Annotated in this window: 23 protein-coding genes; 11 read left to right on the forward strand and 12 right to left on the reverse strand. The window is 65.6% G+C overall.

From position 1 onward, the window contains the following. Window positions 1-203: 203 nt before the first annotated feature. The 5 genes from PCA10_RS26620 to PCA10_RS26640 all read left to right on the forward strand — a co-directional run bounded on the left by PCA10_RS26620 (window position 204) and on the right by PCA10_RS26640 (window position 4,604). Window positions 204-764, forward strand: coding sequence for a DUF4124 domain-containing protein (locus tag PCA10_RS26620; RefSeq protein WP_016495195.1), 561 nt, complete (start codon window positions 204-206; stop codon window positions 762-764). A gap of 3 nt (window positions 765-767) precedes the next feature. Beyond that, a complete protein-coding gene (locus tag PCA10_RS26625; protein ID WP_016495196.1) occupies window positions 768-1,391 on the forward strand; it encodes a DUF4124 domain-containing protein in 624 nt (207 codons plus the stop codon). Window positions 1,392-1,653: 262 nt separating this feature from the next. Continuing rightward, on the forward strand, window positions 1,654-2,739 hold the full coding sequence (gene glnL / locus PCA10_RS26630) for a nitrogen regulation protein NR(II) (RefSeq protein WP_016495197.1): 1,086 nt from the start codon (window positions 1,654-1,656) through the stop codon (window positions 2,737-2,739). Beyond that, window positions 2,736-4,172, forward strand: a complete 1,437-nt coding sequence (ntrC, locus tag PCA10_RS26635; protein WP_016495198.1) for a nitrogen regulation protein NR(I) — start codon at window positions 2,736-2,738, stop codon at window positions 4,170-4,172. Before glnL ends, ntrC begins: the two co-directional genes overlap by 4 nt. Window positions 4,173-4,331: 159 nt before the next feature. Beyond that, the gene (locus tag PCA10_RS26640) at window positions 4,332-4,604 is read left to right on the forward strand and encodes a hypothetical protein (RefSeq protein WP_231866606.1); all 273 of its coding nucleotides are present in this window, start codon (window positions 4,332-4,334) and stop codon (window positions 4,602-4,604) included. Between the two features lie 684 nt (window positions 4,605-5,288). Here the strand turns inward: PCA10_RS26640 and PCA10_RS26645 are convergent. Further along, entirely contained in the window at window positions 5,289-5,729 is a 441-nt protein-coding gene (locus tag PCA10_RS26645) for a hypothetical protein (protein WP_016495200.1), read from the reverse strand. Between PCA10_RS26645 and trmL the strand changes: the two genes are divergently transcribed. After that, window positions 5,728-6,189: a tRNA (uridine(34)/cytosine(34)/5-carboxymethylaminomethyluridine(34)-2'-O)-methyltransferase TrmL gene (gene trmL / locus PCA10_RS26650; protein WP_016495201.1), complete on the forward strand. Its 462-nt coding sequence runs from the start codon at window positions 5,728-5,730 to the stop codon at window positions 6,187-6,189. The genes PCA10_RS26645 and trmL overlap by 2 nt on opposite strands. A 189-nt stretch (window positions 6,190-6,378) precedes the next feature. Here the strand turns inward: trmL and secB are convergent, their stop codons facing one another. From secB to PCA10_RS26665, 3 genes are read right to left on the reverse strand one after another with little or no spacing between them, the layout of a single operon-like run. Then, the gene (gene secB / locus PCA10_RS26655) at window positions 6,379-6,852 is read right to left on the reverse strand and encodes a protein-export chaperone SecB (RefSeq protein ID WP_016495202.1); all 474 of its coding nucleotides are present in this window, start codon (window positions 6,850-6,852) and stop codon (window positions 6,379-6,381) included. A gap of 14 nt (window positions 6,853-6,866) precedes the next feature. Beyond that, window positions 6,867-7,142, reverse strand: a complete 276-nt coding sequence (gene grxC, locus PCA10_RS26660; RefSeq protein ID WP_016495203.1) for a glutaredoxin 3 — start codon at window positions 7,140-7,142, stop codon at window positions 6,867-6,869. A gap of 1 nt (window position 7,143) precedes the next feature. Next, window positions 7,144-7,557, reverse strand: a complete 414-nt coding sequence (locus tag PCA10_RS26665) for a rhodanese-like domain-containing protein (protein WP_016495204.1) — start codon at window positions 7,555-7,557, stop codon at window positions 7,144-7,146. A 167-nt stretch (window positions 7,558-7,724) separates the two neighbouring features. Between PCA10_RS26665 and gpmI the strand changes: the two genes are divergently transcribed. Next, the gene (gene gpmI / locus PCA10_RS26670) at window positions 7,725-9,260 is read left to right on the forward strand and encodes a 2,3-bisphosphoglycerate-independent phosphoglycerate mutase (protein ID WP_016495205.1); all 1,536 of its coding nucleotides are present in this window, start codon (window positions 7,725-7,727) and stop codon (window positions 9,258-9,260) included. Between the two features lie 95 nt (window positions 9,261-9,355). Here gpmI and PCA10_RS26675 read toward each other — a convergent pair whose 3' ends face one another. Next, the gene (locus PCA10_RS26675; protein ID WP_016493146.1) at window positions 9,356-10,558 is read right to left on the reverse strand and encodes an ISL3 family transposase; all 1,203 of its coding nucleotides are present in this window, start codon (window positions 10,556-10,558) and stop codon (window positions 9,356-9,358) included. A gap of 162 nt (window positions 10,559-10,720) precedes the next feature. On the opposite strand from PCA10_RS26675, the gene PCA10_RS26680 reads away from it, so the two are divergent. The 3 genes from PCA10_RS26680 to PCA10_RS26690 are packed head-to-tail and all read left to right on the forward strand — an operon-like array spanning window position 10,721 to window position 14,098. Beyond that, window positions 10,721-11,986, forward strand: a complete 1,266-nt coding sequence (locus PCA10_RS26680; protein WP_016495206.1) for a murein hydrolase activator EnvC family protein — start codon at window positions 10,721-10,723, stop codon at window positions 11,984-11,986. A 31-nt stretch (window positions 11,987-12,017) separates the two neighbouring features. After that, the gene (locus PCA10_RS26685) at window positions 12,018-13,331 is read left to right on the forward strand and encodes a S41 family peptidase (protein ID WP_016495207.1); all 1,314 of its coding nucleotides are present in this window, start codon (window positions 12,018-12,020) and stop codon (window positions 13,329-13,331) included. A gap of 2 nt (window positions 13,332-13,333) precedes the next feature. Next, window positions 13,334-14,098 (forward strand): divergent polysaccharide deacetylase family protein, encoded by a 765-nt coding sequence (locus tag PCA10_RS26690; protein WP_016495208.1) that lies wholly within the window; start codon window positions 13,334-13,336, stop codon window positions 14,096-14,098. Between the two features lie 130 nt (window positions 14,099-14,228). Here the strand turns inward: PCA10_RS26690 and PCA10_RS26695 are convergent, their stop codons facing one another. From PCA10_RS26695 to hisB, 7 genes are all read right to left on the reverse strand, one after another. Then, complete coding sequence (locus PCA10_RS26695; RefSeq protein WP_016495209.1) at window positions 14,229-14,984, reverse strand: substrate-binding periplasmic protein; 756 nt, start codon at window positions 14,982-14,984, stop codon at window positions 14,229-14,231. Window positions 14,985-15,126: 142 nt separating this feature from the next. Further along, complete coding sequence (locus PCA10_RS26700; protein WP_016495210.1) at window positions 15,127-15,882, reverse strand: substrate-binding periplasmic protein; 756 nt, start codon at window positions 15,880-15,882, stop codon at window positions 15,127-15,129. A 135-nt stretch (window positions 15,883-16,017) separates the two neighbouring features. Beyond that, window positions 16,018-16,788: an imidazole glycerol phosphate synthase subunit HisF gene (gene hisF / locus PCA10_RS26705; RefSeq protein WP_016495211.1), complete on the reverse strand. Its 771-nt coding sequence runs from the start codon at window positions 16,786-16,788 to the stop codon at window positions 16,018-16,020. Window positions 16,789-16,833: 45 nt separating this feature from the next. Next, window positions 16,834-17,571: a 1-(5-phosphoribosyl)-5-[(5-phosphoribosylamino)methylideneamino]imidazole-4-carboxamide isomerase gene (gene hisA / locus PCA10_RS26710; protein ID WP_016495212.1), complete on the reverse strand. Its 738-nt coding sequence runs from the start codon at window positions 17,569-17,571 to the stop codon at window positions 16,834-16,836. Between the two features lie 40 nt (window positions 17,572-17,611). Next, a complete protein-coding gene (locus PCA10_RS26715) occupies window positions 17,612-17,869 on the reverse strand; it encodes a DUF2164 domain-containing protein (protein ID WP_016495213.1) in 258 nt (85 codons plus the stop codon). A gap of 4 nt (window positions 17,870-17,873) precedes the next feature. After that, window positions 17,874-18,512 carry an imidazole glycerol phosphate synthase subunit HisH gene (hisH, locus tag PCA10_RS26720; protein ID WP_016495214.1) on the reverse strand — a complete coding sequence of 213 codons (639 nt, stop codon included), beginning with the start codon at window positions 18,510-18,512 and terminating at the stop codon, window positions 17,874-17,876. Continuing rightward, entirely contained in the window at window positions 18,512-19,105 is a 594-nt protein-coding gene (gene hisB, locus PCA10_RS26725; RefSeq protein ID WP_016495215.1) for an imidazoleglycerol-phosphate dehydratase HisB, read from the reverse strand. Before hisB ends, hisH begins: the two co-directional genes overlap by 1 nt. Before the next feature lie 124 nt (window positions 19,106-19,229). On the opposite strand from hisB, the gene PCA10_RS26730 reads away from it, so the two are divergent. Beyond that, window positions 19,230-19,628, forward strand: a complete 399-nt coding sequence (locus PCA10_RS26730; protein WP_016495216.1) for an acetyl-CoA sensor PanZ family protein — start codon at window positions 19,230-19,232, stop codon at window positions 19,626-19,628. The last annotated feature ends 23 nt before the right edge of the window (window positions 19,629-19,651 follow it).

A 19,651-nucleotide genomic window follows, 5' to 3' on the forward strand; every position in this document is an offset into this window, starting at 1 on the left:
GCAAAGCGCATGATACAAAAGCCTGCACGTGAGCCGCCGACAGTTCGACGCGGCCGAATGAGCCTGGCAGCGGCGTCGGCCCGCGGAAATGTCCCAACGTGTCGCAACGCACACCGGCCACCTCGACGCTATCGCACAATGCCCGACTTGCCAGCCCGCCATCCGGGTGCAAGGCTTGGCATGAGCTTCCGGAGACCGCCACCATGCGCCTCATCGTCATCAGCTGCCTGCTGCTCGCCGCAGCGCTGCCAGCCACCGCCCAGATCTACAGGTACATCGACGCCAACGGCAACACGGTGTTCACCAACCAGCCCCCGGATGGCGCCGCCACCGAACGGGTGGAGCTGGCGCCGACCAATACCGTGCGCTCCCAGGCGCCGACGGCTCCGGCCGACGACGCGACGGACCCGGCCAACGGCGCGCCCTTCTACCAGGTGCTCGCGCTCACCGACATCCCCTCCGACGAAGCCCTGCGTGCCAACAACGGTACCTTCAGCGTCGGCGTGGCGCTGGACCCGCGCCTGCAGCCCGGCCACAGCCTGCGCCTGCGCCTGGATGGCGAACCCCACGGCCAGCCCACCAACGTGCCACGCCTGCAACTGGTGAACCTGTCGCGCGGCGAACACACCATGGCGGTGGATGTGCTCTCCGGCACCAGAGTGGTGCAGACCAGCGCCCCTGTCACCTTTACCGTCCAGCGGGTCAATACCAGCAGCCCGGCGCTGCGTCCCCCGCCCGCCCCCACCCCACGGCCGAACAACTGACCGATGACCCGATTCCTGCTCCTCGCCCTCCTGCTCCTCGGCCAGCCCGTGCTGGCCGAGGTCTACACCTACATCGACGACGAGGGCAACCGCGTCTTCACCGACCGCCCCAAGCCGGGCAACGCGGAACGCCTGCAGTTGGCGCCTTCCAACGCCATGAACGTCCCCGGGGATATCCAGCCGCCGCCGCTCTACCAGAAGCCGATTCCCCGCGAGCAGGGCTACCAGGTGCTGCGCATCCTGGTGCCCGAGCCGGAAGCCACCATCCGCGACGGCGAAGGCAACCTGATCGTCAGCGCCACCAGCGAACCCGGCCTGCGCGCCAACCACAACTACCGCCTGTTGCTGGACGGCAAGCCCGTGGGCGAGCCGGGCCGCAGCCCGGTGTTCCCGCTGAAGAACCTCGATCGCGGCACCCATCAGTTGGCCGTGGAAATCATCGATGAGCAGGGCCGCACGGTCGAGCGCACCCCGGGACAACCGGTGCACATCATCCGCATGTCGCTGGCGCAGAAACGCCTGGCGCGCCCCTGCGAGAAAGACGACTACGGCGTGCGCCCCGAATGCCCGCTGAAGGACAAGCCCGAGGAAGAGGATGACGACATCGCCATCCTGCCCTTCATCTGACCCGCCCCTCCCGTAACCGGCGGTACCCCCGATGTCACCCGGGGTATCGCCTGGACGCCCCTCCCGCTGATCCGCGCTATCGCACCATTTCAGTGCAAGACCCTGCACCGCTTTCTATACTCTCCCCATTTTGGTTCGTCCGGAGCCGGACTATTTGCTCTGAAAGATAGCCTCAGCCAGCGGAAACCCTATTTTCACGCGTCTTTTCAGGGCTTTGGTTTGCTTCTTGCATTTTCCTGTCATCGCCACGAGCGCCGAAGCCATGACCATCAACGACGCCCTGCACCGACTGCTGCTCGACAACCTGACGACAGCAGTGATCCTGCTCAACGCCGACCTGCGCCTCGAGTACATGAATCCGGCAGCGGAAATGCTCCTCGCCGTCAGTGGCCAGCGCAGCCATGGCCAGTTCATCAGCGAGCTGTTCACCGAGTCGCCCGAGGCCCTCGCCTCCCTGCGCCAGGCGGTGGAACAGGCGCACCCCTTCACCAAGCGCGAGGCCATGCTGACCTCGCTCTCCGGGCAGGCCCTGACCGTGGATTACGCGGTCACGCCCATCCTCAATCGCGGCGAGACCCTGCTGCTGCTGGAAGTCCACCCCCGTGACCGCCTGCTGCGGATCACCAAGGAGGAGGCCCAGCTGTCCAAGCAGGAGACCACCAAGCTGCTGGTGCGAGGCCTTGCCCACGAGATCAAGAACCCCTTGGGCGGCATCCGTGGCGCCGCCCAGCTGCTCTCCCGCGAACTGCCGGAAGAGCACCTGAAGGACTACACCAACGTCATCATCGAAGAGGCCGACCGCCTGCGGAACCTGGTGGACCGCATGCTCGGCTCGAACAAGCTGCCGTCGCTGGCCATGACCAACGTCCACGAAGTGCTGGAGCGGGTCTGCAGCCTGGTGGATGCGGAGAGCCAGGGCGGCATCAATCTGGTGCGCGACTACGACCCGAGCATCCCCGATGTCTTCATCGACAAGGAGCAGATGATCCAGGCCGTGCTCAATATCGTGCGCAACGCCATGCAGGCCCTGTCGGCGCAGAACGACCTGCGCCTGGGCCGCATCACCCTGCGCACCCGCACCCTGCGCCAGTTCACCATCGGCCACACGCGCCATCGCCTGGTGACCAAGGTGGAAATCATCGACAACGGCCCGGGCATCCCGGCCGAGCTCCAGGAAACCATCTTCTATCCCATGGTCAGCGGTCGTCCGGACGGTACCGGACTGGGCCTGGCCATCGCCCAGAACATCATCAGTCAGCACCAGGGCCTGATCGAGTGTGAAAGCCATCCCGGGCACACCGTCTTCTCGATCTTCCTGCCGCTGGAACAAGGAGTCTCTTCGACATGAGCCGTACTGAAACTGTCTGGATCGTCGATGACGACCGTTCCATCCGCTGGGTCCTGGAGAAGGCCCTGCAGCAGGAAGGCATGAACACCCAGAGCTTCGAGAGTGCCGACAGCCTGCTCGGGCGCCTGTCCAGGCAGCAGCCGGACGTGATCATCTCCGACATCCGCATGCCCGGCGCCAGCGGCCTGGACCTGCTGGCGCAGATCCGCGAGCTGCACCCGCGCCTGCCGGTGATCATCATGACCGCGCACTCCGACCTGGACAGCGCGGTGGCGTCCTACCAGGGCGGCGCCTTCGAGTACCTGCCCAAGCCCTTCGACGTCGACGAAGCCGTCTCGCTGGTCAAGCGCGCCTTCCAGCACGCCCAGGAGCAACAAGGCCTGGAGGCCCCGGCCAGCCAGGCGCGAACGCCGGAGATCATCGGTGAAGCGCCGGCCATGCAGGAGGTGTTCCGCGCCATCGGCCGCCTCAGCCACTCCAACATTACCGTGCTGATCAACGGCGAATCCGGTACCGGCAAGGAACTGGTGGCCCATGCCCTGCACCGCCACAGCCCGCGCGCGGCGTCACCCTTCATCGCCCTGAACATGGCGGCGATCCCCAAGGACCTGATGGAGTCCGAGCTGTTCGGCCATGAGAAAGGCGCCTTCACCGGCGCCGCCAACCAGCGTCGCGGCCGCTTCGAACAGGCCGATGGCGGCACCCTGTTCCTCGACGAGATCGGCGACATGCCGGCCGACACCCAGACCCGCCTGCTGCGGGTGCTGGCCGACGGCGAGTTCTACCGCGTGGGCGGCCATACCCCGGTGAAGGTGGACGTGCGCATCATCGCCGCCACCCACCAGAACCTGGAAAACCTGGTACAGGCCGGCAAGTTCCGCGAGGACCTGTTCCACCGCCTCAACGTCATCCGCATCCATATCCCACGCATGTCCGACCGCCGCGAGGACATCCCCGCCCTGGCCAGGCACTTCCTCGCGCGCGCCGCCCAGGAACTGGCGGTGGAGCCCAAGCTGCTGAAGGGCGAGACGGAGGAGTACCTGAAGAACCTGCCCTGGCCGGGCAACGTGCGCCAGCTGGAGAACACCTGCCGCTGGATCACGGTGATGGCCTCGGGCCGCGAAGTGCATGTCGACGACCTGCCGCCCGAACTGCTCACCCAACCCCAGGATGCCGCCCCGGTCACCAATTGGGAGCAGGCACTGCGCCAGTGGGCCGACCAGGCCCTGGCGCGCGGCCAGTCCGGGCTGCTCGACAGCGCCGTACCGGCGTTCGAGCGGATCATGATCGAGACCGCCCTCAAGCACACCGCTGGCCGTCGCCGCGATGCCGCCGTGCTCCTGGGCTGGGGCCGCAATACCCTGACCCGCAAGATCAAGGAACTGGGCATGAAGGTGGACGGCGGCGACGACGACGACAGCGACGACGCCTGACCCACCCGGCGGGGTCGCGCCAGCACCCCGCCTCTTTTCCCGTCCCATCACACCCCCGCCCTACGCCATCACACCCCCTTTCCGCTTCCATATTGCCCGTACGAAATGTCTGGTTTTCCGCACCACCGTGGACTGAGAGCAAACGGGGCGGGATGCTGCATGAACCTGAATCAAAGGCAGGATAAAACCATGCAGTTACATATCGGCGTTCGCAAGGAAGGAGACGTACTCAGGCTCAAGGCCATGGAGAATTGCAGTGAACTCGAGCTGGCGCGGATGCTGCGCACCGAGGGTATCGAGATAGTGGTCGGCCCCATGGAAGGCGGTCGTTCGCGCATCGGCGTCCGCGCCCCTCGAAGCCTCTCCCTCAAGGTGGAGCGGCTGCGCAAATGCCAATCCACCGCGTCCTACCTCCCTCCCCTCAATCACTGACCCCGCCTCAACCCCGCTTCGGCGGGGTTTTCCGTGGCAGCAGGGAAAGACCATCTCTGGTGCCTGGGCAACATCGCCGCCTCAAAAAAGTGCTTCATCGAGGTGCCTTCCCGGCACGCCAGGCACTGGGCAAGACCAGCCCCCGCCGACCCTCCCCCACCGCAAACCCCAGTAATTCCGCGGCCTTCAGGCTCACCAGGAAATTTTACGAAGGCTTTCCGAAAAACTGGCACGCGCTCTGCAATAGTCCAGACAACACAGGTTTTGGGGCCCCTGGTTCAGGCAGGCCAGGGAATCCCCACTCTTACACAGGCAGGCTGACCTCCAGCCGCCACGGCCCCAGGGGCCGGATGCAACACAGCGTCGCCACGAGCGACCAGGTTTCAGGGGGCCTTGGTACAGGCAGGCCGGGGAATCCCCTTTTTTATCCACAGGCGCGCTGGCTTCCAGCCGCCAGGGCTCCAGCGGAGTCCGCTGCAACACAGCGTCGTCGGCAAGACCGGCGACAACCCTTCTGGGGACCTTGGTACAGGCAGGCCGGGGAATCCCCTCTTTTATCCACAGGCGCGCTGGCTTCCAGCCGCCGGGGCTCCAGCGGAGTCCGCTGCAATACAGCGTCGTCGGCAATGCCGGCGACCACCCTTCTGGGGGCCTTGGTACAGGCAGGCCGGGGAATCCCCTCTTTTATTCGGCGCGCAGGCTGACTTCCAGCCGCCAGCGCCCCTCCACCTCGGCGCCATGCCAGTCCCCTTGCAGGGGACGCGCCGCGACGAAGCGCAGCGTCAGCCCCTGGTTCGAGCGCAGCACCTTCCAGCTCACCGGCGCCTCACCCAGGGCCAACTGGCCCCCCGCGCCCCGCCCATCAGCCCCCAGCAGCAGCGCGTAGGCGCCAGCCAGTTCCTCGACAGCCACCTCGGGCTCATGGTCGAACCAGAGCACCAGGGCACCCGGGAGCACTTCGATGCGCTCCAGGTGCACCGGCTCCGGCGTCGTCAGTCGGCCGATCATCAACCCCGCCATCAGGCCCAGCAGGGCAAGGGAGAACAAAAAGCGCGGCCACAGGCTCGGTCGCGGATCATCATCGAGAGTAGAATGCCGCCCGTCTTCGGGCTCGGGGCTACCCATGTTTCACGTCATCCTGTTCCAACCGGAAATTCCACCGAATACCGGCAACATTATCAGGCTGTGCGCCAATTCCGGCTGCCACCTGCACCTCATCGAACCCCTTGGCTTCGAGCTGGACGACAAGCGTCTGCGTCGCGCCGGCCTGGACTATCACGAGTACGCCACCCTCAAGCGCTACGCCGACCTGGAAAGCTGCCTGGAAGCCCTGGGCCAGCCCCGGGTCTTCGCGTTTACCACCAAAGGCACGCGGCTCTACCACGAGGTGGCCTTCGAGAAGGGCGATGCGTTCCTCTTCGGCCCGGAAAGCCGCGGCCTGCCCCAGGAGGTCCGCGAGGCCCTGCCGCCGGAGCAGCGCCTGCGCCTGCCCATGCGCCCGAACTGCCGCAGCCTGAACCTCTCCAACACGGTGGCCGTGGCGGTGTACGAGGCCTGGCGGCAGCATGATTTCAGCCTGGAGTGACGCGAACGCCGTTCTTCGGTAGGGGCGAATTCATTCGCCATGCAGCCCGCAGGGCTGCCCTCAGCCCCATCGGGGCCGCTTCGCGCCCCTTGGCGAATGAATTCGCCCCTACAACCCCATCTCCAAGTCCTTTTCCCGAGCCAAAGAAAAAGCGCCCCGAAGGGCGCTTTTTCATGGAGCCGGGTCGACTCAGGCCTGGGCTTCGCCAGCGGCCTGCAGGCGCGCCAGTTCTTGCGCGTACAGGGCGTCGAAGTTCACCGGAGACAGCATCAGCGCCGGGAAGGAGCCACGGACAACCAGGCTGTCCAGGGTTTCACGGGCGTAGGGGAACAGGATGTTCGGGCAGAAGGCACCCAGGGTGTGGCTCATGGAAGCCGCGTCCAGGCCCTTGATCAGGAAGATACCGGCCTGCTGGACTTCAGCGATGAAGGCGGTTTCTTCGCCGTTCTTCACGGTCACGGACAGGGTCAGCACGACTTCGTGGAAGTCGCCGTCCAGCTGCTTCTGACGGGTGTTCAGGTCCAGGGCGACGCTCGGCGACCACTCCTGACGGAAGATTTCCGGGCTCTTCGGCGCTTCGAAGGACAGGTCGCGCACGTAGATGCGCTGCAGGGAGAACTGAGGATTCTGGTTGGCGCCGTTGCTTGCTGCTTGTTCGGTCATGGTTCTGCCTTGTTCTAGTGCGTTTCCGTTTGCGGGCTGGCCTGGATCAGCGCGTCGAGCTTGCCGGCGCGCTCCAGAGCGTACAGGTCGTCACAGCCACCCACATGGGTCTGGCCGATCCAGATCTGCGGCACCGAGGTGCGCCCGGCCTTGCGGGTCATCTCGGCGCGAATTGCGGGGTTGCCATCGACGATGATCTCCTCAAAGCGAACGCCCTTGCTGTCCAGCAGGTGCTTGGCGCGGACGCAAAACGGGCACCAGGCGCTCGAATAGACGACGATCTCGGCCATTTCACTTCACCAGCGGCAGGTTGTCGCCACGCCAGCTGCCAATCCCGCCGGACAGCTTGAGGGCGTTGAAACCGGCCTTCTTCAGGTCGCGGCAGACGCTGCCGGCGTGCTGGCCCATGGCGTCGACCACGATGATGGCCTTGTCCTTGTGCTTCTCCAGCTCGACGATGCGGCTGGTCAGCTTCTCATAGGGAATGTTCAGCGCATCGACGATATGACCGGTGGAGAAATCCTTGTTGGCGCGCACATCCAGCACCACGGCCTGGCCGCCGTTGACCAGACTGGTGAGTTCACGGGTGGAGACGGCGCGGCCGCTGCGGCGCAGTTCGTGGGCGAGCAGCAGGGCCAGCAGCAAAACGAACGATCCACTCAGTACATAGTGGTTAGTGGCAAATTCAATCAGATGAGCGAGCATCGTCGGCTTCCGGGACGGTAAAATGCCGGCCAGTATACACAGCCCCACAGGTCGGCCAAACCCCGTCCAGCGGTGACGCCGATGGAACCAGACCGTAGAATGCCGCGGCCTTTTTCCGGGGCATTGCCCGCAACTTTCCTCCATTTGCCGCAGACGAGTCGGACACTATGACAGCCACGCCCAAACCCCTGGTCCTGATCATCCTGGACGGTTTCGGCCACAGTGACAGCCCCGAATACAACGCCATCCATGCCGCCAGCACGCCGGTCTACGACCGCCTGCGCGCCACCCAGCCCCATGGCCTGATTTCCGGCAGCGGCATGGACGTCGGCCTGCCCGACGGCCAGATGGGCAACTCCGAGGTCGGCCACATGAACCTGGGCGCCGGCCGCGTGGTGTACCAGGACTTCACCCGCGTGACCAAGTCGATCCGCGACGGTGACTTCTTCACCAATCCGCAGATCACCGCCGCCGTGGACAAGGCCGTGGCCGCCGGCAAGGCCGTGCACTTCATGGGCCTGCTGTCCGACGGTGGCGTGCACAGCCACCAGGACCACCTGGTCGCCATGGCCGAGCTGGCCGCCCAGCGCGGCGCCGAGAAGATCTACCTGCACGCCTTCCTCGACGGCCGCGACACCCCGCCCAAGAGCGCCGAGCCCTCCATCAAGCTGCTCGACGATGCGTTCGCCCGCCTGGGCAAGGGCCGCATCGCCAGCCTGATCGGCCGCTACTTCGCCATGGACCGCGACAACCGCTGGGACCGCGTCGAAGCCGCCTACAACCTGATCACCGAAGGCCGGGCCGAGTTCTCCGCCGCTTCGGCCTGTGAAGGCCTGGCCGCCGCCTACGAGCGCGGCGAGAGCGACGAGTTCGTCAAGGCCACCCGCATCGGCGAGCAGGTGAAGGTGGAGGACGGCGACGCCGTGGTCTTCATGAACTTCCGCGCCGACCGCGCCCGCGAGCTGTCCCGCGCCTTCGTCGAGCCGGGCTTCAAGGAATTCCCGCGCCAACGCGAACTGCAACTGGCCGGCTACGTGATGCTGACCCAGTACGCGGCGAGCATCCCCGCCCCCAGCGCCTTCAAGCCCGAGTCCCTGAACAACGTCCTGGGCGAGTACCTGGCCAAGAACGGCAAGACCCAGCTGCGCATCGCCGAAACCGAGAAGTACGCCCACGTGACCTTCTTCTTCTCCGGCGGTCGCGAAGAGCCCTTCGAAGGCGAAGAACGCATCCTGATCCCGTCTCCCAAGGTCGCCACCTATGACCTGCAGCCGGAAATGAGCGCCCCGGAAGTCACCGACAAGATCGTCGACGCCATCGAGAACCAGCGCTACGACGTGATCGTGGTGAACTACGCCAATGGCGACATGGTCGGCCACACCGGCGTGTTCGAGGCGGCGGTCAAGGCCGTGGAATGCCTGGACGGCTGCGTCGGCCGCATCGTCGAGGCCCTGGACAAGGTGGGCGGCGAAGCGCTGATCACCGCCGACCACGGCAACGTCGAGCAGATGGAAGACGAGATGACCGGCCAGGCCCACACCGCCCACACCTGTGAGCCGGTGCCCTTCATCTATGTAGGCAAGCGTCCGGCGCGGATCCGCGAAGGCGGCGTGCTGGCCGATGTGGCGCCGACCCTGCTGACCCTGATGGGTCTGCCGGTACCGGCCGAGATGACCGGCACGACCATCGTCGAGCTGCAATGATCGAGCGTGGCCGCCCCGGGGCGGCCACCGCGCGGAAAATCTGCGCACCTCATCAGGAAACGCCTCGAACTCCGGGTTCCGGGCGTTTTTTTGGTTCATCGCGCTTTCCCGGGGAAGGCGGCCTTGATTTTCAGGAAGAAGTAGGCCGAGTCGCGGAAGCCATAGGCCATGCGCTTGATCACTTTGATGCGGTTGTTCACCCCTTCCAGCTGGCTGGTGTGCAAGGGGAAACGGGCGCTGGCGAGGATGCCGCGCGCGTAACGCTTGAGGTTCCTGGCAAAGCGTTGGAGCGGCGCCAAGCCGCTGTCCCGGGCGTGCCGCAGCCAGGTTCGCCAGCGCCGCCAGCCGTCCTGCACACTGGGGGCGTACCAGATTTCCTTTAATGCATCCTTGAGCACGTAGGCCGTGGCCAGTGGCTGGTTGGCCGCGAGCAATTCCTGCAACTGCACGGCCTGTCCGCCCTTGAGGTTTTCGCGATTGCGCAGCAGCAGCCAGCGGCTCTGCTTGACCACCTTGCGCGCCGGTTTGTCTTCGCGCAGGCGGTTGGCCTGGTCGACCCGGATCCGGTCGATCACGTCCCGGCCGTAGCGCGCCACCACGTGGAACAGGTCGTACACCACCTCGGCCTGCGGGCAATGCCGTTTCACCTCGAGGTCGAAGGCGGTGTTCATGTCCATGGCCACCGCCTCGATCTGCCGGCAGTGCTCGCCGAGCAATTCGAAGAACGGACGGATCGCCTCACGGCTGTTGCCATGCCCGACCCACAGCACCCGCGTGCGCTCGGCATCCATGATCACCGTGGCGTAACGATGCCCCTTGTGCAGGGCGAACTCGTCCATCACCAGCCGCCGCACCTCACCGGGCTCAAAGGTCCCCACGGCCGCCTCGAGGCGGCGCTTGTCGAGCGTCTTGAGGGTGTGCCAGTGCAGGCCAGTGAGGCGGCTGACATGGCTGATCGGCAACAGTTGCAGCAAGCCCTCGAGCCAGAGGCGCAGCCGCTGGGTCAAGCGGGAGGCCGGCTCCAGCCAGTCAATCCGCTCGGTCACCCGCCCACAATCCAGGCAATCGACGCGACGCACCGGCAGTTGGAGCAGCACGCGCTGATCCAGCAGGTCACGGTCACGCACCTGGCGGATTCGCCGCTCGTGGATCAGCGGGCAGTCTTGGTGACAGCGGCCACATTTGGGGAGGGAGCCGGCTTGAGGTTCGAGCTCAATCAGCAGGGTGTCGTGAGTGGCTTGGCGACAGGCGACGACCTCGTAGCCTGGCCAGAACTGGGCAAGATCAATAGGATTCACGGCGGCAGCAGGGAGTGGGGGTTGGTTCGTTTGGCGACTGCCAATCTACCCACTTCCCTGACTGTCAACTCGCTCTTCCCCCTGAATCCGCGAAGAACCGTTTTTTTTGCCCGGCGCCACGGGCATACTAGGCCCGTCCCCTCCCCTGGTGCACCACACCCCATGTTTCGCGCCCTCGCCCTCGTTATTCTCGCCAGCCTCGCCGTTCCGGCCATGGCCGACCAGCGCGCCGAAACCCAGCAGCAGCTGGACCAGGCCGCCAAGGATGTCACCGAGCTGAAGAAGCTCCTGCAGCAGTTGAAGCAGGAGAAATCCGGTGTCCAGGCGGACCTGAAGAAAACCGAAACCGAAATGGGCAACCTGGAACAGCAGGTCAAGGACCTGCAGCAGGAGCTGCAGAACAGCGAAGGCGAGATCAAGCGCCTGGACGAAGAGAAAAAAAAACTCCAGGACGCGCGCACTGAGCAGCAACGCCTGATCGGCATCCAGGCCCGCGCCGCCTACCAGAGCGGCCAGCAGGAATACGTCAAGCTGCTGCTCAACCAGCAGCATCCCGAGAAATTCGCCCGCACCCTCACCTACTACGACTACTTGAGCAAGGCGCGCCTGGAGCAACTCGCGGCCTTCAACGAGACCCTGCGCCAGCTGGCCAACGTCGAGCAGGAAATCACCGCCCAACAGGACCAGCTCAATGAGCAGAAGGCCGCCCTAGAGGGCCGCCGCGAGCAGTTGGCCACGGCGCGCAAGGAACGCCAGCAGGCACTGGCCAAGCTCAATCGCGACGTGAACGAGCGCGACAAGAAACTCAAGACCCGCCAGCAGGACCAGACCCAACTGGCCAAGGTGCTCAAGACCATCGAGGAAACCCTGGCCCGCCAGGCACGCGAAGCCCGCGAGGCCGAGGAGGCGCGCAAGCGCGCACTCGCCGAAGAGCAGCGCCAGCTGCGCGAGCGCCCCGCCGGCAGCCCCGCCCGCGCCACCAGCGGTCCGCTGGTGTCCAGCAGCGGCACCAATTTCGGCGGCCCCTTCGCCAAGGCCCGTGGCCAGCTGCCCTGGCCGGTGGACGGCCGCCTGGTGGCGCGCTTCGGTTCGGCCCGGGGCGGCGACTCGCGCGCCAAATGGGACGGCGTGCTGATCGGCGCCGCGGAAGGCAGCGCCGTGCGCGCGGTGCATGGCGGCCGCGTGGTTTTTGCCGATTGGTTGCGCGGCGCCGGGCTTCTGGTCATTCTCGACCATGGCAACGGCTATCTGAGCCTCTACGGGCACAACCAGCGTTTACTGAAAAATGCCGGCGATATCGTCAAAGCGGGCGAATCCATCGCCACCGTCGGCACCAGCGGCGGGCAGGATACGCCTGCTCTGTACTTCGCCATTCGCCAGCAGGGCCGGCCGTCCGACCCCGCACAGTGGTGCCGCGCGCAAGGATAGGCGCCACCTCACCTAGCAGGAGTTAGTTCGCATGCCGCATTTGTCCCGCCTCACTTCCCTGGCCTTGGCAATGGCCCTGCTCGGCTGCGCCCCACAGCTGCTGGCCGCCGAGGAGCCGGAAAGCCTCCCCGCCACGGCGGTGAGCGGCAAGGCGCCGCTGCCGCTGGATGAGCTGCGAACCTTCGCCGAGGTGCTGGACCGCATCAAGTCCTCCTACGTCGAGCCGGTGGACGACAAGACCCTGCTGGAGAATGCCATCAAGGGCATGCTCAGCAACCTCGACCCGCACTCGACCTACCTGGAGCCGGAAGACTTCGAGGAGCTGCAGGAAAGCACCAGCGGCGAATTCGGTGGCCTGGGGATCGAGGTCGGCACCGAAGACGGCTTCATCAAGGTGGTGTCCCCCATCGACGACACCCCGGCGTCCAAGGCGGGCATCCAGCCTGGCGACCTGATCGTGAAGATCGACGGGCAGCCGACCAAGGGCATCTCGCTGATGGAAGCGGTGGACAAGATGCGCGGCAAGATCGGCAGCAAGATCAACCTGACCGTGGTGCGCGACGGCGGCAAGCCCTTCGATGTCGAACTGATGCGCGCGGCCATCAAGGTCAAGAGCGTGAAGAGCGAGCTGCTGGACAAGGGCTACGGCTACCTGCGCATCACCCAGTTCCAGGTCAACACGGGCGAGGAAGTCGCCAAGGCCCTGGCCAAGCTGAAGAAGGAAAACGGCGGACGCCTGAGCGGTCTGGTGCTGGACCTGCGCAACAACCCCGGCGGCGTACTGCAGTCGGCGGTGGAGGTGTCCGACCACTTCCTGAAGAAAGGCCTGATCGTCTACACCAAGGGACGCATCGCCAACTCCGAGCTGCGCTTCTCCGCCGACTCCGCCGATGCCAGCGAAGGCGTACCCCTGGTGGTGCTGATCAACGGCGGCAGCGCCTCGGCCGCCGAGATCGTCGCCGGCGCCCTGCAGGACCACAAGCGTGGCGTCCTGATGGGGACCGACAGCTTCGGCAAGGGCTCGGTACAGACCGTGCTGCCGCTGAACAACGACCGCGCCCTGAAGCTGACCACCGCGCTCTACTACACCCCGAGCGGCCGCTCCATCCAGGCCCAGGGCATCGTCCCGGACGTCGAGGTGCCGCGCGCCAAGGTCACCCGCGAACAGGACGCCGAGACCTTCAAGGAAGCCGACCTCGCCGGCCACCTCGGCAATGGCAACGGCGGCGCCGACCGCCCGAGCACGAGCAAGAAGGCCGCCGGCCCGCGCCTGCAGGATGACGACTACCAGCTGAGCCAGGCCCTGAACCTGCTGAAAGGCCTGAACGTCACCCGCGAGAACTGAGGATGCGCCGGGGTGCCTGGCTGCTGGCGCTCTGCCTGAGTGCGACGGCAGCCGGTGCCTGGGCCGCCCCCCTCGCACGTCTGGCCCTGGTGATCGACGACCTCGGCCAGACTCCCGCCCGCGACCAGCGCGTACTGGCCCTGCCCGGCCCGGTGGCGCTGTCCATCCTCCCCGATACCCGCCACTCCCGCGAACTCGCCGAAGCCGCCCACCAGGCCGGCAAGACGGTGATGCTGCACCTGCCCATGGACCCGGCCAACGGCCCGTATGCCTGGCACCCGGAACTGCCCAGCGCCGAGCTGGAGCGTCGCCTGGACGCCGCCCTGCACCAGGTGCCCCATGCCCGAGGCCTGAACAATCACATGGGCAGCCGCATGACCTCCCAGCGCCCGGCCATGGCCCGACTGATGCAGCGCCTGCAGCGTGAGCACCGCTTCTTCATCGACAGCCGCACCAGCGCCGCCACCGTGGCCGCCGCCGAAGCGCAGAAGGCCGGCCTGGCGAGCCTGTCGCGGGACGTATTCCTCGATGACGACCAAAGCCCGGCGGCGGTCGCCGCCCAGTTCGAGGCAGCGCTCAACCTGGCGCGCAAGCAGGGTTCGGCGCTGATGATCGGCCATCCGCACCCGGCCACCCTGGAATTGCTCGAACGCGAACTGCCGCGCCTGAAAGCCCGCGGGTTCGAACTGATCGATGTGGAAATGCTGATCGCCCTGCGCAGCAACCGCGCCATGGCGGCCCATGGCAAGGCGGGGATCTACCGGTAGGTCATGGGTCCTTGGCGATTGAAATCGCCCCCACAAGTGCATCGCGAATGAATTCGCTCCCACAAGGTGTATTCACGTCCCGTAGGGGCGAATTCATTCGCCAAGCAGCCCGCAGGGCTGCCCTCGAGCCTCAGAGGTAGTTCTGGGTGATCTCGTCGACGAAACCGTCGCTGCGCATCTGATCGAGGGCCTTCTGCAGGCGCTCGATGACCTCGTCCGGCGTGTCCTTGTTGAACGCCAGGTAGAGCTCGGCGCTGTTGAAGCGCAGCACGGTCTGCAGGCCGGTCACGCCTTCCTGCTTGGCCAGGTAGCGGCCCACCGGGTCGGTGGTGGCCCAGAGGTCGATCTGCCCCTTGATCAGCTTCTTCACGTTTTCCTGGTCGCGCAGGGCGTTCTGCGGCGCCATGCCCTGGCTTTCCAGGTGCTGGCTCACGGCGTCGTTCTTGTAGGCGCCGATGCGGTACTGGGACGCGCTCTTCAGGTCCGGGACAGCGAGGTTGTTACCCGGCGCGGCCAGCAGCACCCATTCGGTCTTGGCGATCGGCCCAACCCATTTGAACAGCGGTTGGCGCTCGGGGGTGTAGGTGGTGGAGAACAGGCCGTAGTTGGGCTTGTCCAGGGTCAGGCGGTACAGGCGATCCCAGGGGAAGCGCAGGGTCAGGCTGTAGTTGATGTCGGCACGCTTGAACATCTCGCGGACGATATCGGCGCTGATGCCGTCGATGCCGTCGTCGCGGGCGAAGTTCTTGTCATCCACCGCCATGTTGAAGGGCGGGAAGTTTTCGGTGAGCAACACCACCTTGTAGTCCGCCGGCAATTCGGCGCGCGCCGAAAGGGCCAGGAACATCAGGCCCAGCGTACAGGCGCGTTGGATCAGTTTCTGCATTGTCATACCGCTCGCTCGAGTTGTGATTGTGGCCAAGCGGCCTCCTTGCGTGGGTTCCCCACCCACGGACGTACGGTACTGACCGTCCTGTCTTCCATGGCAATAGCAAACGACCGGCTCGTGGCCGGTCGTTTGTGTCTTTTTACAGATAACTGTTGAGGATTTCGTCGACGTAGCCCTCAGTCCGCATCTGATCCAGTGCGGTCTGGAGCTTGCTCACCACCTCGTCCGGCACTTCCTTGTTCAGCGCGAGGTAGAGTTCGGCCTGGTTGAAGCGCAACACGGTCTTCAGTCCGCCCACACCTTCCTGCTTGGCCAGGTAGCGGCCGGCCGGGTCGCCGGTGGCCCAGAGGTCGATCTGGCCCTTCTCCAGCTTGCGGGCGTTTTCCTGGTCGCGCAGGGCGGTGAGGGGTTCGAGCTTCTGCTGCGTCAGGTATTCGGCGATGGCGTCGCCCTTGTAGGCGCCCACCTTGTACTTGCGGGCATCGTCCAGGCTGCCGAGGGTGATCTGGCTATCGCCACGGGCCAGCATGATCCAGTCGTCCGGACCGATCGGGCCGACCCACTTGAAGGACTGCTCGCGCTCCGGCAGCCGCGCGGTGACGAACACGCCATACCCCGGCTTGTCCATCGCCAGCTTGTAGATACGGTCCCAGGGGAAGCGCAGGGTCAGGCTGTACTTGACCCCCGCGCGCTTGAACATCTCACGCACGATATCGACGGCGATGCCATCGATATTGTCTTCCTGGGCGAAGTTCTTCCCGTTGATCGACATGTTGTAGGGCGGGAAGTTTTCGGTCAGGAGAACGACACTGTAGTTCTCATCCACTTCGGCGCGGGCCGCGCCGGCAAGCACCATCAGAGTACCGGCCAGGGCCAGCAGCAGGCGTTTCGACATTTGGCGACTACCTTCCAGGGGAGATGGGAAATGCGCCGAGCCTGACCTCGCGGGAACGAGGTCGGGGCATCAGCAACCCAGGCTGCGAAATCCGTCAAATGGGCAGCCTGGGCGAATCCTAGGCAAGATTTGTGCTCAGCGCACGAGGATTCCGCGACTGGCCAGATAGGCCTTGGCTTCGGGCACGGTGTATTCGCCGAAGTGGAAGATGCTCGCCGCCAGAACGGCGTCGGCCTTGCCTTCGAGGATGCCGGCGGCCAGGTGCTCGAGATTGCCCACGCCGCCGGAGGCGATCACCGGAATGCCGACGCTCTCGCTGATGGCGCGGGTGACGCCCAGGTCATAACCGCTCTTCACGCCGTCCTGGTCCATGCTGGTGAGTAGGATCTCACCGGCGCCCAGGTCTTCCATCTTTTTCGCCCAGGCCACGGCGTCGAGGCCGGTGGGCTTGCGCCCGCCATGGGTGAAGATTTCCCAGCGCGGAACTTCGCCCGGTGCCGACACTTTCTTGGCGTCGATGGCGACCACGATGCACTGGGAACCGAAGCGCGAAGCCGCCTCGCCGACGAACTCGGGGGTGAACACCGCGGCGGTGTTGATCGACACCTTGTCGGCACCGGCGTTGAGCAGGTTGCGGATGTCCTGCACGGTACGCACGCCGCCGCCCACGGTCAGCGGGATGAACACCTGGCTGGCCATGCGCTCCACGGTGTGCAACGTGGTGTCGCGGCCGTCGACGCTGGCGGTGATGTCGAGGAAGGTGATCTCGTCGGCGCCCTGCTCATCATAGCGACGGGCGATTTCCACCGGGTCGCCGGCGTCGCGGATGTTCTCGAACTTGACGCCCTTGACCACGCGGCCGTTGTCCACGTCGAGGCAAGGGATGATGCGTTTTGCCAGAGCCATAGCAGTGTTCCCGTAGGGTGCGCCACGCGCACCGGTATCCGTCGATTAACCCTTGTAGCTGTCGCAGAAGGCCTGGGCCTCGGCGACGTCCAGGGTGCCTTCGTAGATGGCGCGGCCGGTGATGGCGCCGATGATGCCGGGAGCCTTGGCGGCCAGCAGCTTCTCGATGTCACCCAGGTTGTGGATACCGCCGGAGGCGATCACCGGGATACGGCTGGCGGCGGCCAGGGCCGCGGTGGCCTCGACGTTGCAGCCCTGCATCATCCCGTCCTTGGCGATGTCGGTGTAGACGATGGCGGACACGCCGTCGGCTTCGAAGCGGCGGGCCAGGTCAACGGCCTGCACGCTGCTCACTTCGGCCCAGCCGTCGGTGGCGACGAAACCGTCCTTGGCGTCCAGGCCGACGATGACCTTGCCCGGGAAGGCCTTGCAGGCCTCGGTGACGAACTCGGGTTCCTTCACCGCCTTGGTGCCGATGATCACGTAGCTGACGCCGGCCTTGACGTAGTGCTCGATGGTTTCCAGGGAACGGATGCCGCCGCCGATCTGGATCGGCAGGTTCGGGTAGCGCTTGGCGATGGCGGTGACCACCTCGCCGTTCACCGGCTTGCCCTCGAAGGCGCCGTTGAGGTCCACCAGGTGCAGGCGGCGGCAGCCGCCCTCCACCCACTTGGCGGCCATGCTCACCGGATCGTCGGAGAACACCGTGGAGTCTTCCATGCGGCCCTGGCGCAGACGCACGCAGGCGCCGTCCTTCAGATCGATAGCGGGGATAATCAGCATCGGTTCAACCTGTTAGAAGTCAGTGGATTCGGCTTGGCGCTCAGTCTTTCTCGAGCGCCCACAAGTCGCTCTCGATGCTTTCGAACCTGTCTTTCAGGTGCGCCTGCACATCGAAGATCGCCTTGTTGTAGAAATGCGGTGCGAACTCCCGGGCGAAGAAATCAAGCATTTCCTCGGCCTCGAAGGAGCCCAGTTCCAGCTCGAAGCGATCGGCCATGAAGCGCTTGATCGCCAGCACCGCGCCCTGGGTCTGGGCCGCGTCGAGTTGCAGACTCGGTGTCTTCTTCGCGCGGCTCATCGGCTTACCAGCGGCCATCCCAGGCGGCGAAGTTCTGCAGCAGCTGCAGGCCGTGGGTGTGGCTCTTTTCCGGGTGGAACTGCACGGCGAAGCGCGAGCCATCGGCCAGCGCGGCGGCGAAGTCCTTGCCGTAGTGGCCGCGACCGACCACCTGCTTGGGATTGCCGGCCTCGATGTAGTAGCTGTGCACGAAGTAGAAGCGCGCGCGGTCCGGAATGCTGTGCCAGAGCGGGTGGGCCACGCTCTGCTGCACTTCGTTCCAGCCCATGTGCGGCACCTTCAACTGCTCGCCGTCTTCCTCCAGGCCCTTGCCGAAGAAGCGCACCTGGCCGGGGAACAGGCCGATGCAGTCGACGCCGTCGTTTTCCTCGCTGTGCTCCAGCAGGGCCTGCATGCCCACGCAGATACCGAGGAAGGGACGGTCGCGGCTGACTTCCTGTACCAGGCTGTCGAAGCCCAGGCGACGGATCTCCGCCATGCAGTCACGGATCGCACCGACGCCGGGAAACACCACCCGGTCGGCTTCGCGGATCACGTTGGCGTCGCTGCTGACCAGCACGCGACCGGCGCCGACGTGCTCCAGGGCCTTGGCAACCGAGTGCAGGTTGCCCATGCCGTAATCGATGACCGCGACCGTCTGCATCAGAGCACGCCCTTGGTGGAGGGCATCTGGCCGGCCATGCGCGGGTCCAGTTCGACGGCCATGCGCAGCGCGCGGCCGAAGGCCTTGAACACGGTTTCGATCTGGTGGTGGGTGTTGTGCCCGCGCAGGTTGTCGATGTGCAGGCTCACCTGGGCGTGGTTGACGAAGCCCTGGAAGAATTCCTGGAACAGGTCGACGTCGAAGCCACCGACCACGGCGCGGGTGAAGGGCACGTGCATCTGCAGGCCGGGACGGCCGGAGAAGTCGATGACCACGCGGGACAGGGCTTCATCCAGCGGCACGTAGGAATGGCCGTAGCGGACCATGCCCTTCTTGTCGCCGACGGCACGGGCGAACGCCTGGCCGAGGGTAATGCCGACGTCTTCCACGGTGTGGTGATCGTCGATATGCAGATCGCCCTTGCACTCGATGTCCAGGTCAATCAGGCCATGGCGGGCGATCTGGTCGAGCATGTGCTCGAGGAAGGGCACGCCGATATCGAAGCGCGCCTTGCCGGTGCCATCCAGGTTGATCGAGACCTTGATCTGGGTCTCCAGGGTATTGCGTTCGACGGAAGCCGTACGTTCGGCCATCACCCACTCCACAAAAGACTCACGAAAAAAGAGCGCCATTATAGGCCGCGCCCCACCGGCGCCGCTACCGACGACGGTCGGCGGGGTTTACACTGCCGCGCCCGCAACGCCCCGAGGAGCCAGCATGCCCGTCATCGTCGAGACCCTGAACAGTCCCTCCGAGCAGGATCGCGTCGACCTCGCGAAGATCTACGCCGACGCGCCGGACTGGCTGCTGGCGCCCCATGCCGACGCAGCGGCGCTGGTGGAGCACGGCCTGGCCGAAGGCCTGCTGGTGGCCGGGCGCTTCAATGACCGCCTGTTGGGCGCGGCCTTGCTGGCACGCGGCGAGCAGCACTGGCGGCTGTCGCATCTCTGCGTGCGCAAGGTGACCCGCCATCGCGGCGTCGCTCGTCGCCTGGTGGAACAAAGCGCACTTCTCGCCGAACAGGCAGGCAAATCGCTGCACCTGGCCGCACCGCGGGATCACCTGGAAAGCCAGGCCCTGGCGGCGCGTTTTCACCTGCCGCTGGAAAGCCTCTGAGCACAGCTGCCACCCGCGCGCTG

This window comes from Pseudomonas resinovorans NBRC 106553 (assembly GCF_000412695.1).
Taxonomy (GTDB): domain Bacteria; phylum Pseudomonadota; class Gammaproteobacteria; order Pseudomonadales; family Pseudomonadaceae; genus Metapseudomonas; species Metapseudomonas resinovorans_A.

What these genes read in the sequence shown, in the direction of transcription:
- PCA10_RS26645 (WP_016495200.1), bottom strand. Translation starts at nt 5,729, where the DNA reads ATGGGTAGCCCCGAGCCCGAAGACGGGCGGCATTCTACTCTCGATGAT.
- trmL (WP_016495201.1), top strand. Translation starts at nt 5,728, where the DNA reads ATGTTTCACGTCATCCTGTTCCAACCGGAAATTCCACCGAATACCGGC.
- PCA10_RS26640 (WP_231866606.1), top strand. Translation starts at nt 4,332, where the DNA reads ATGAACCTGAATCAAAGGCAGGATAAAACCATGCAGTTACATATCGGC.
- grxC (WP_016495203.1), bottom strand. Translation starts at nt 7,142, where the DNA reads ATGGCCGAGATCGTCGTCTATTCGAGCGCCTGGTGCCCGTTTTGCGTC.
- hisH (WP_016495214.1), bottom strand. Translation starts at nt 18,512, where the DNA reads ATGCAGACGGTCGCGGTCATCGATTACGGCATGGGCAACCTGCACTCG.
- PCA10_RS26715 (WP_016495213.1), bottom strand. Translation starts at nt 17,869, where the DNA reads ATGAGCCGCGCGAAGAAGACACCGAGTCTGCAACTCGACGCGGCCCAG.
- PCA10_RS26690 (WP_016495208.1), top strand. Translation starts at nt 13,334, where the DNA reads ATGCGCCGGGGTGCCTGGCTGCTGGCGCTCTGCCTGAGTGCGACGGCA.
- PCA10_RS26680 (WP_016495206.1), top strand. Translation starts at nt 10,721, where the DNA reads ATGTTTCGCGCCCTCGCCCTCGTTATTCTCGCCAGCCTCGCCGTTCCG.
- ntrC (WP_016495198.1), top strand. Translation starts at nt 2,736, where the DNA reads ATGAGCCGTACTGAAACTGTCTGGATCGTCGATGACGACCGTTCCATC.
- secB (WP_016495202.1), bottom strand. Translation starts at nt 6,852, where the DNA reads ATGACCGAACAAGCAGCAAGCAACGGCGCCAACCAGAATCCTCAGTTC.
- PCA10_RS26620 (WP_016495195.1), top strand. Translation starts at nt 204, where the DNA reads ATGCGCCTCATCGTCATCAGCTGCCTGCTGCTCGCCGCAGCGCTGCCA.
- PCA10_RS26665 (WP_016495204.1), bottom strand. Translation starts at nt 7,557, where the DNA reads ATGCTCGCTCATCTGATTGAATTTGCCACTAACCACTATGTACTGAGT.
- PCA10_RS26730 (WP_016495216.1), top strand. Translation starts at nt 19,230, where the DNA reads ATGCCCGTCATCGTCGAGACCCTGAACAGTCCCTCCGAGCAGGATCGC.
- PCA10_RS26695 (WP_016495209.1), bottom strand. Translation starts at nt 14,984, where the DNA reads ATGCAGAAACTGATCCAACGCGCCTGTACGCTGGGCCTGATGTTCCTG.
- hisF (WP_016495211.1), bottom strand. Translation starts at nt 16,788, where the DNA reads ATGGCTCTGGCAAAACGCATCATCCCTTGCCTCGACGTGGACAACGGC.
- PCA10_RS26700 (WP_016495210.1), bottom strand. Translation starts at nt 15,882, where the DNA reads ATGTCGAAACGCCTGCTGCTGGCCCTGGCCGGTACTCTGATGGTGCTT.
- PCA10_RS26625 (WP_016495196.1), top strand. Translation starts at nt 768, where the DNA reads ATGACCCGATTCCTGCTCCTCGCCCTCCTGCTCCTCGGCCAGCCCGTG.
- hisA (WP_016495212.1), bottom strand. Translation starts at nt 17,571, where the DNA reads ATGCTGATTATCCCCGCTATCGATCTGAAGGACGGCGCCTGCGTGCGT.
- gpmI (WP_016495205.1), top strand. Translation starts at nt 7,725, where the DNA reads ATGACAGCCACGCCCAAACCCCTGGTCCTGATCATCCTGGACGGTTTC.
- PCA10_RS26685 (WP_016495207.1), top strand. Translation starts at nt 12,018, where the DNA reads ATGCCGCATTTGTCCCGCCTCACTTCCCTGGCCTTGGCAATGGCCCTG.
- hisB (WP_016495215.1), bottom strand. Translation starts at nt 19,105, where the DNA reads ATGGCCGAACGTACGGCTTCCGTCGAACGCAATACCCTGGAGACCCAG.
- glnL (WP_016495197.1), top strand. Translation starts at nt 1,654, where the DNA reads ATGACCATCAACGACGCCCTGCACCGACTGCTGCTCGACAACCTGACG.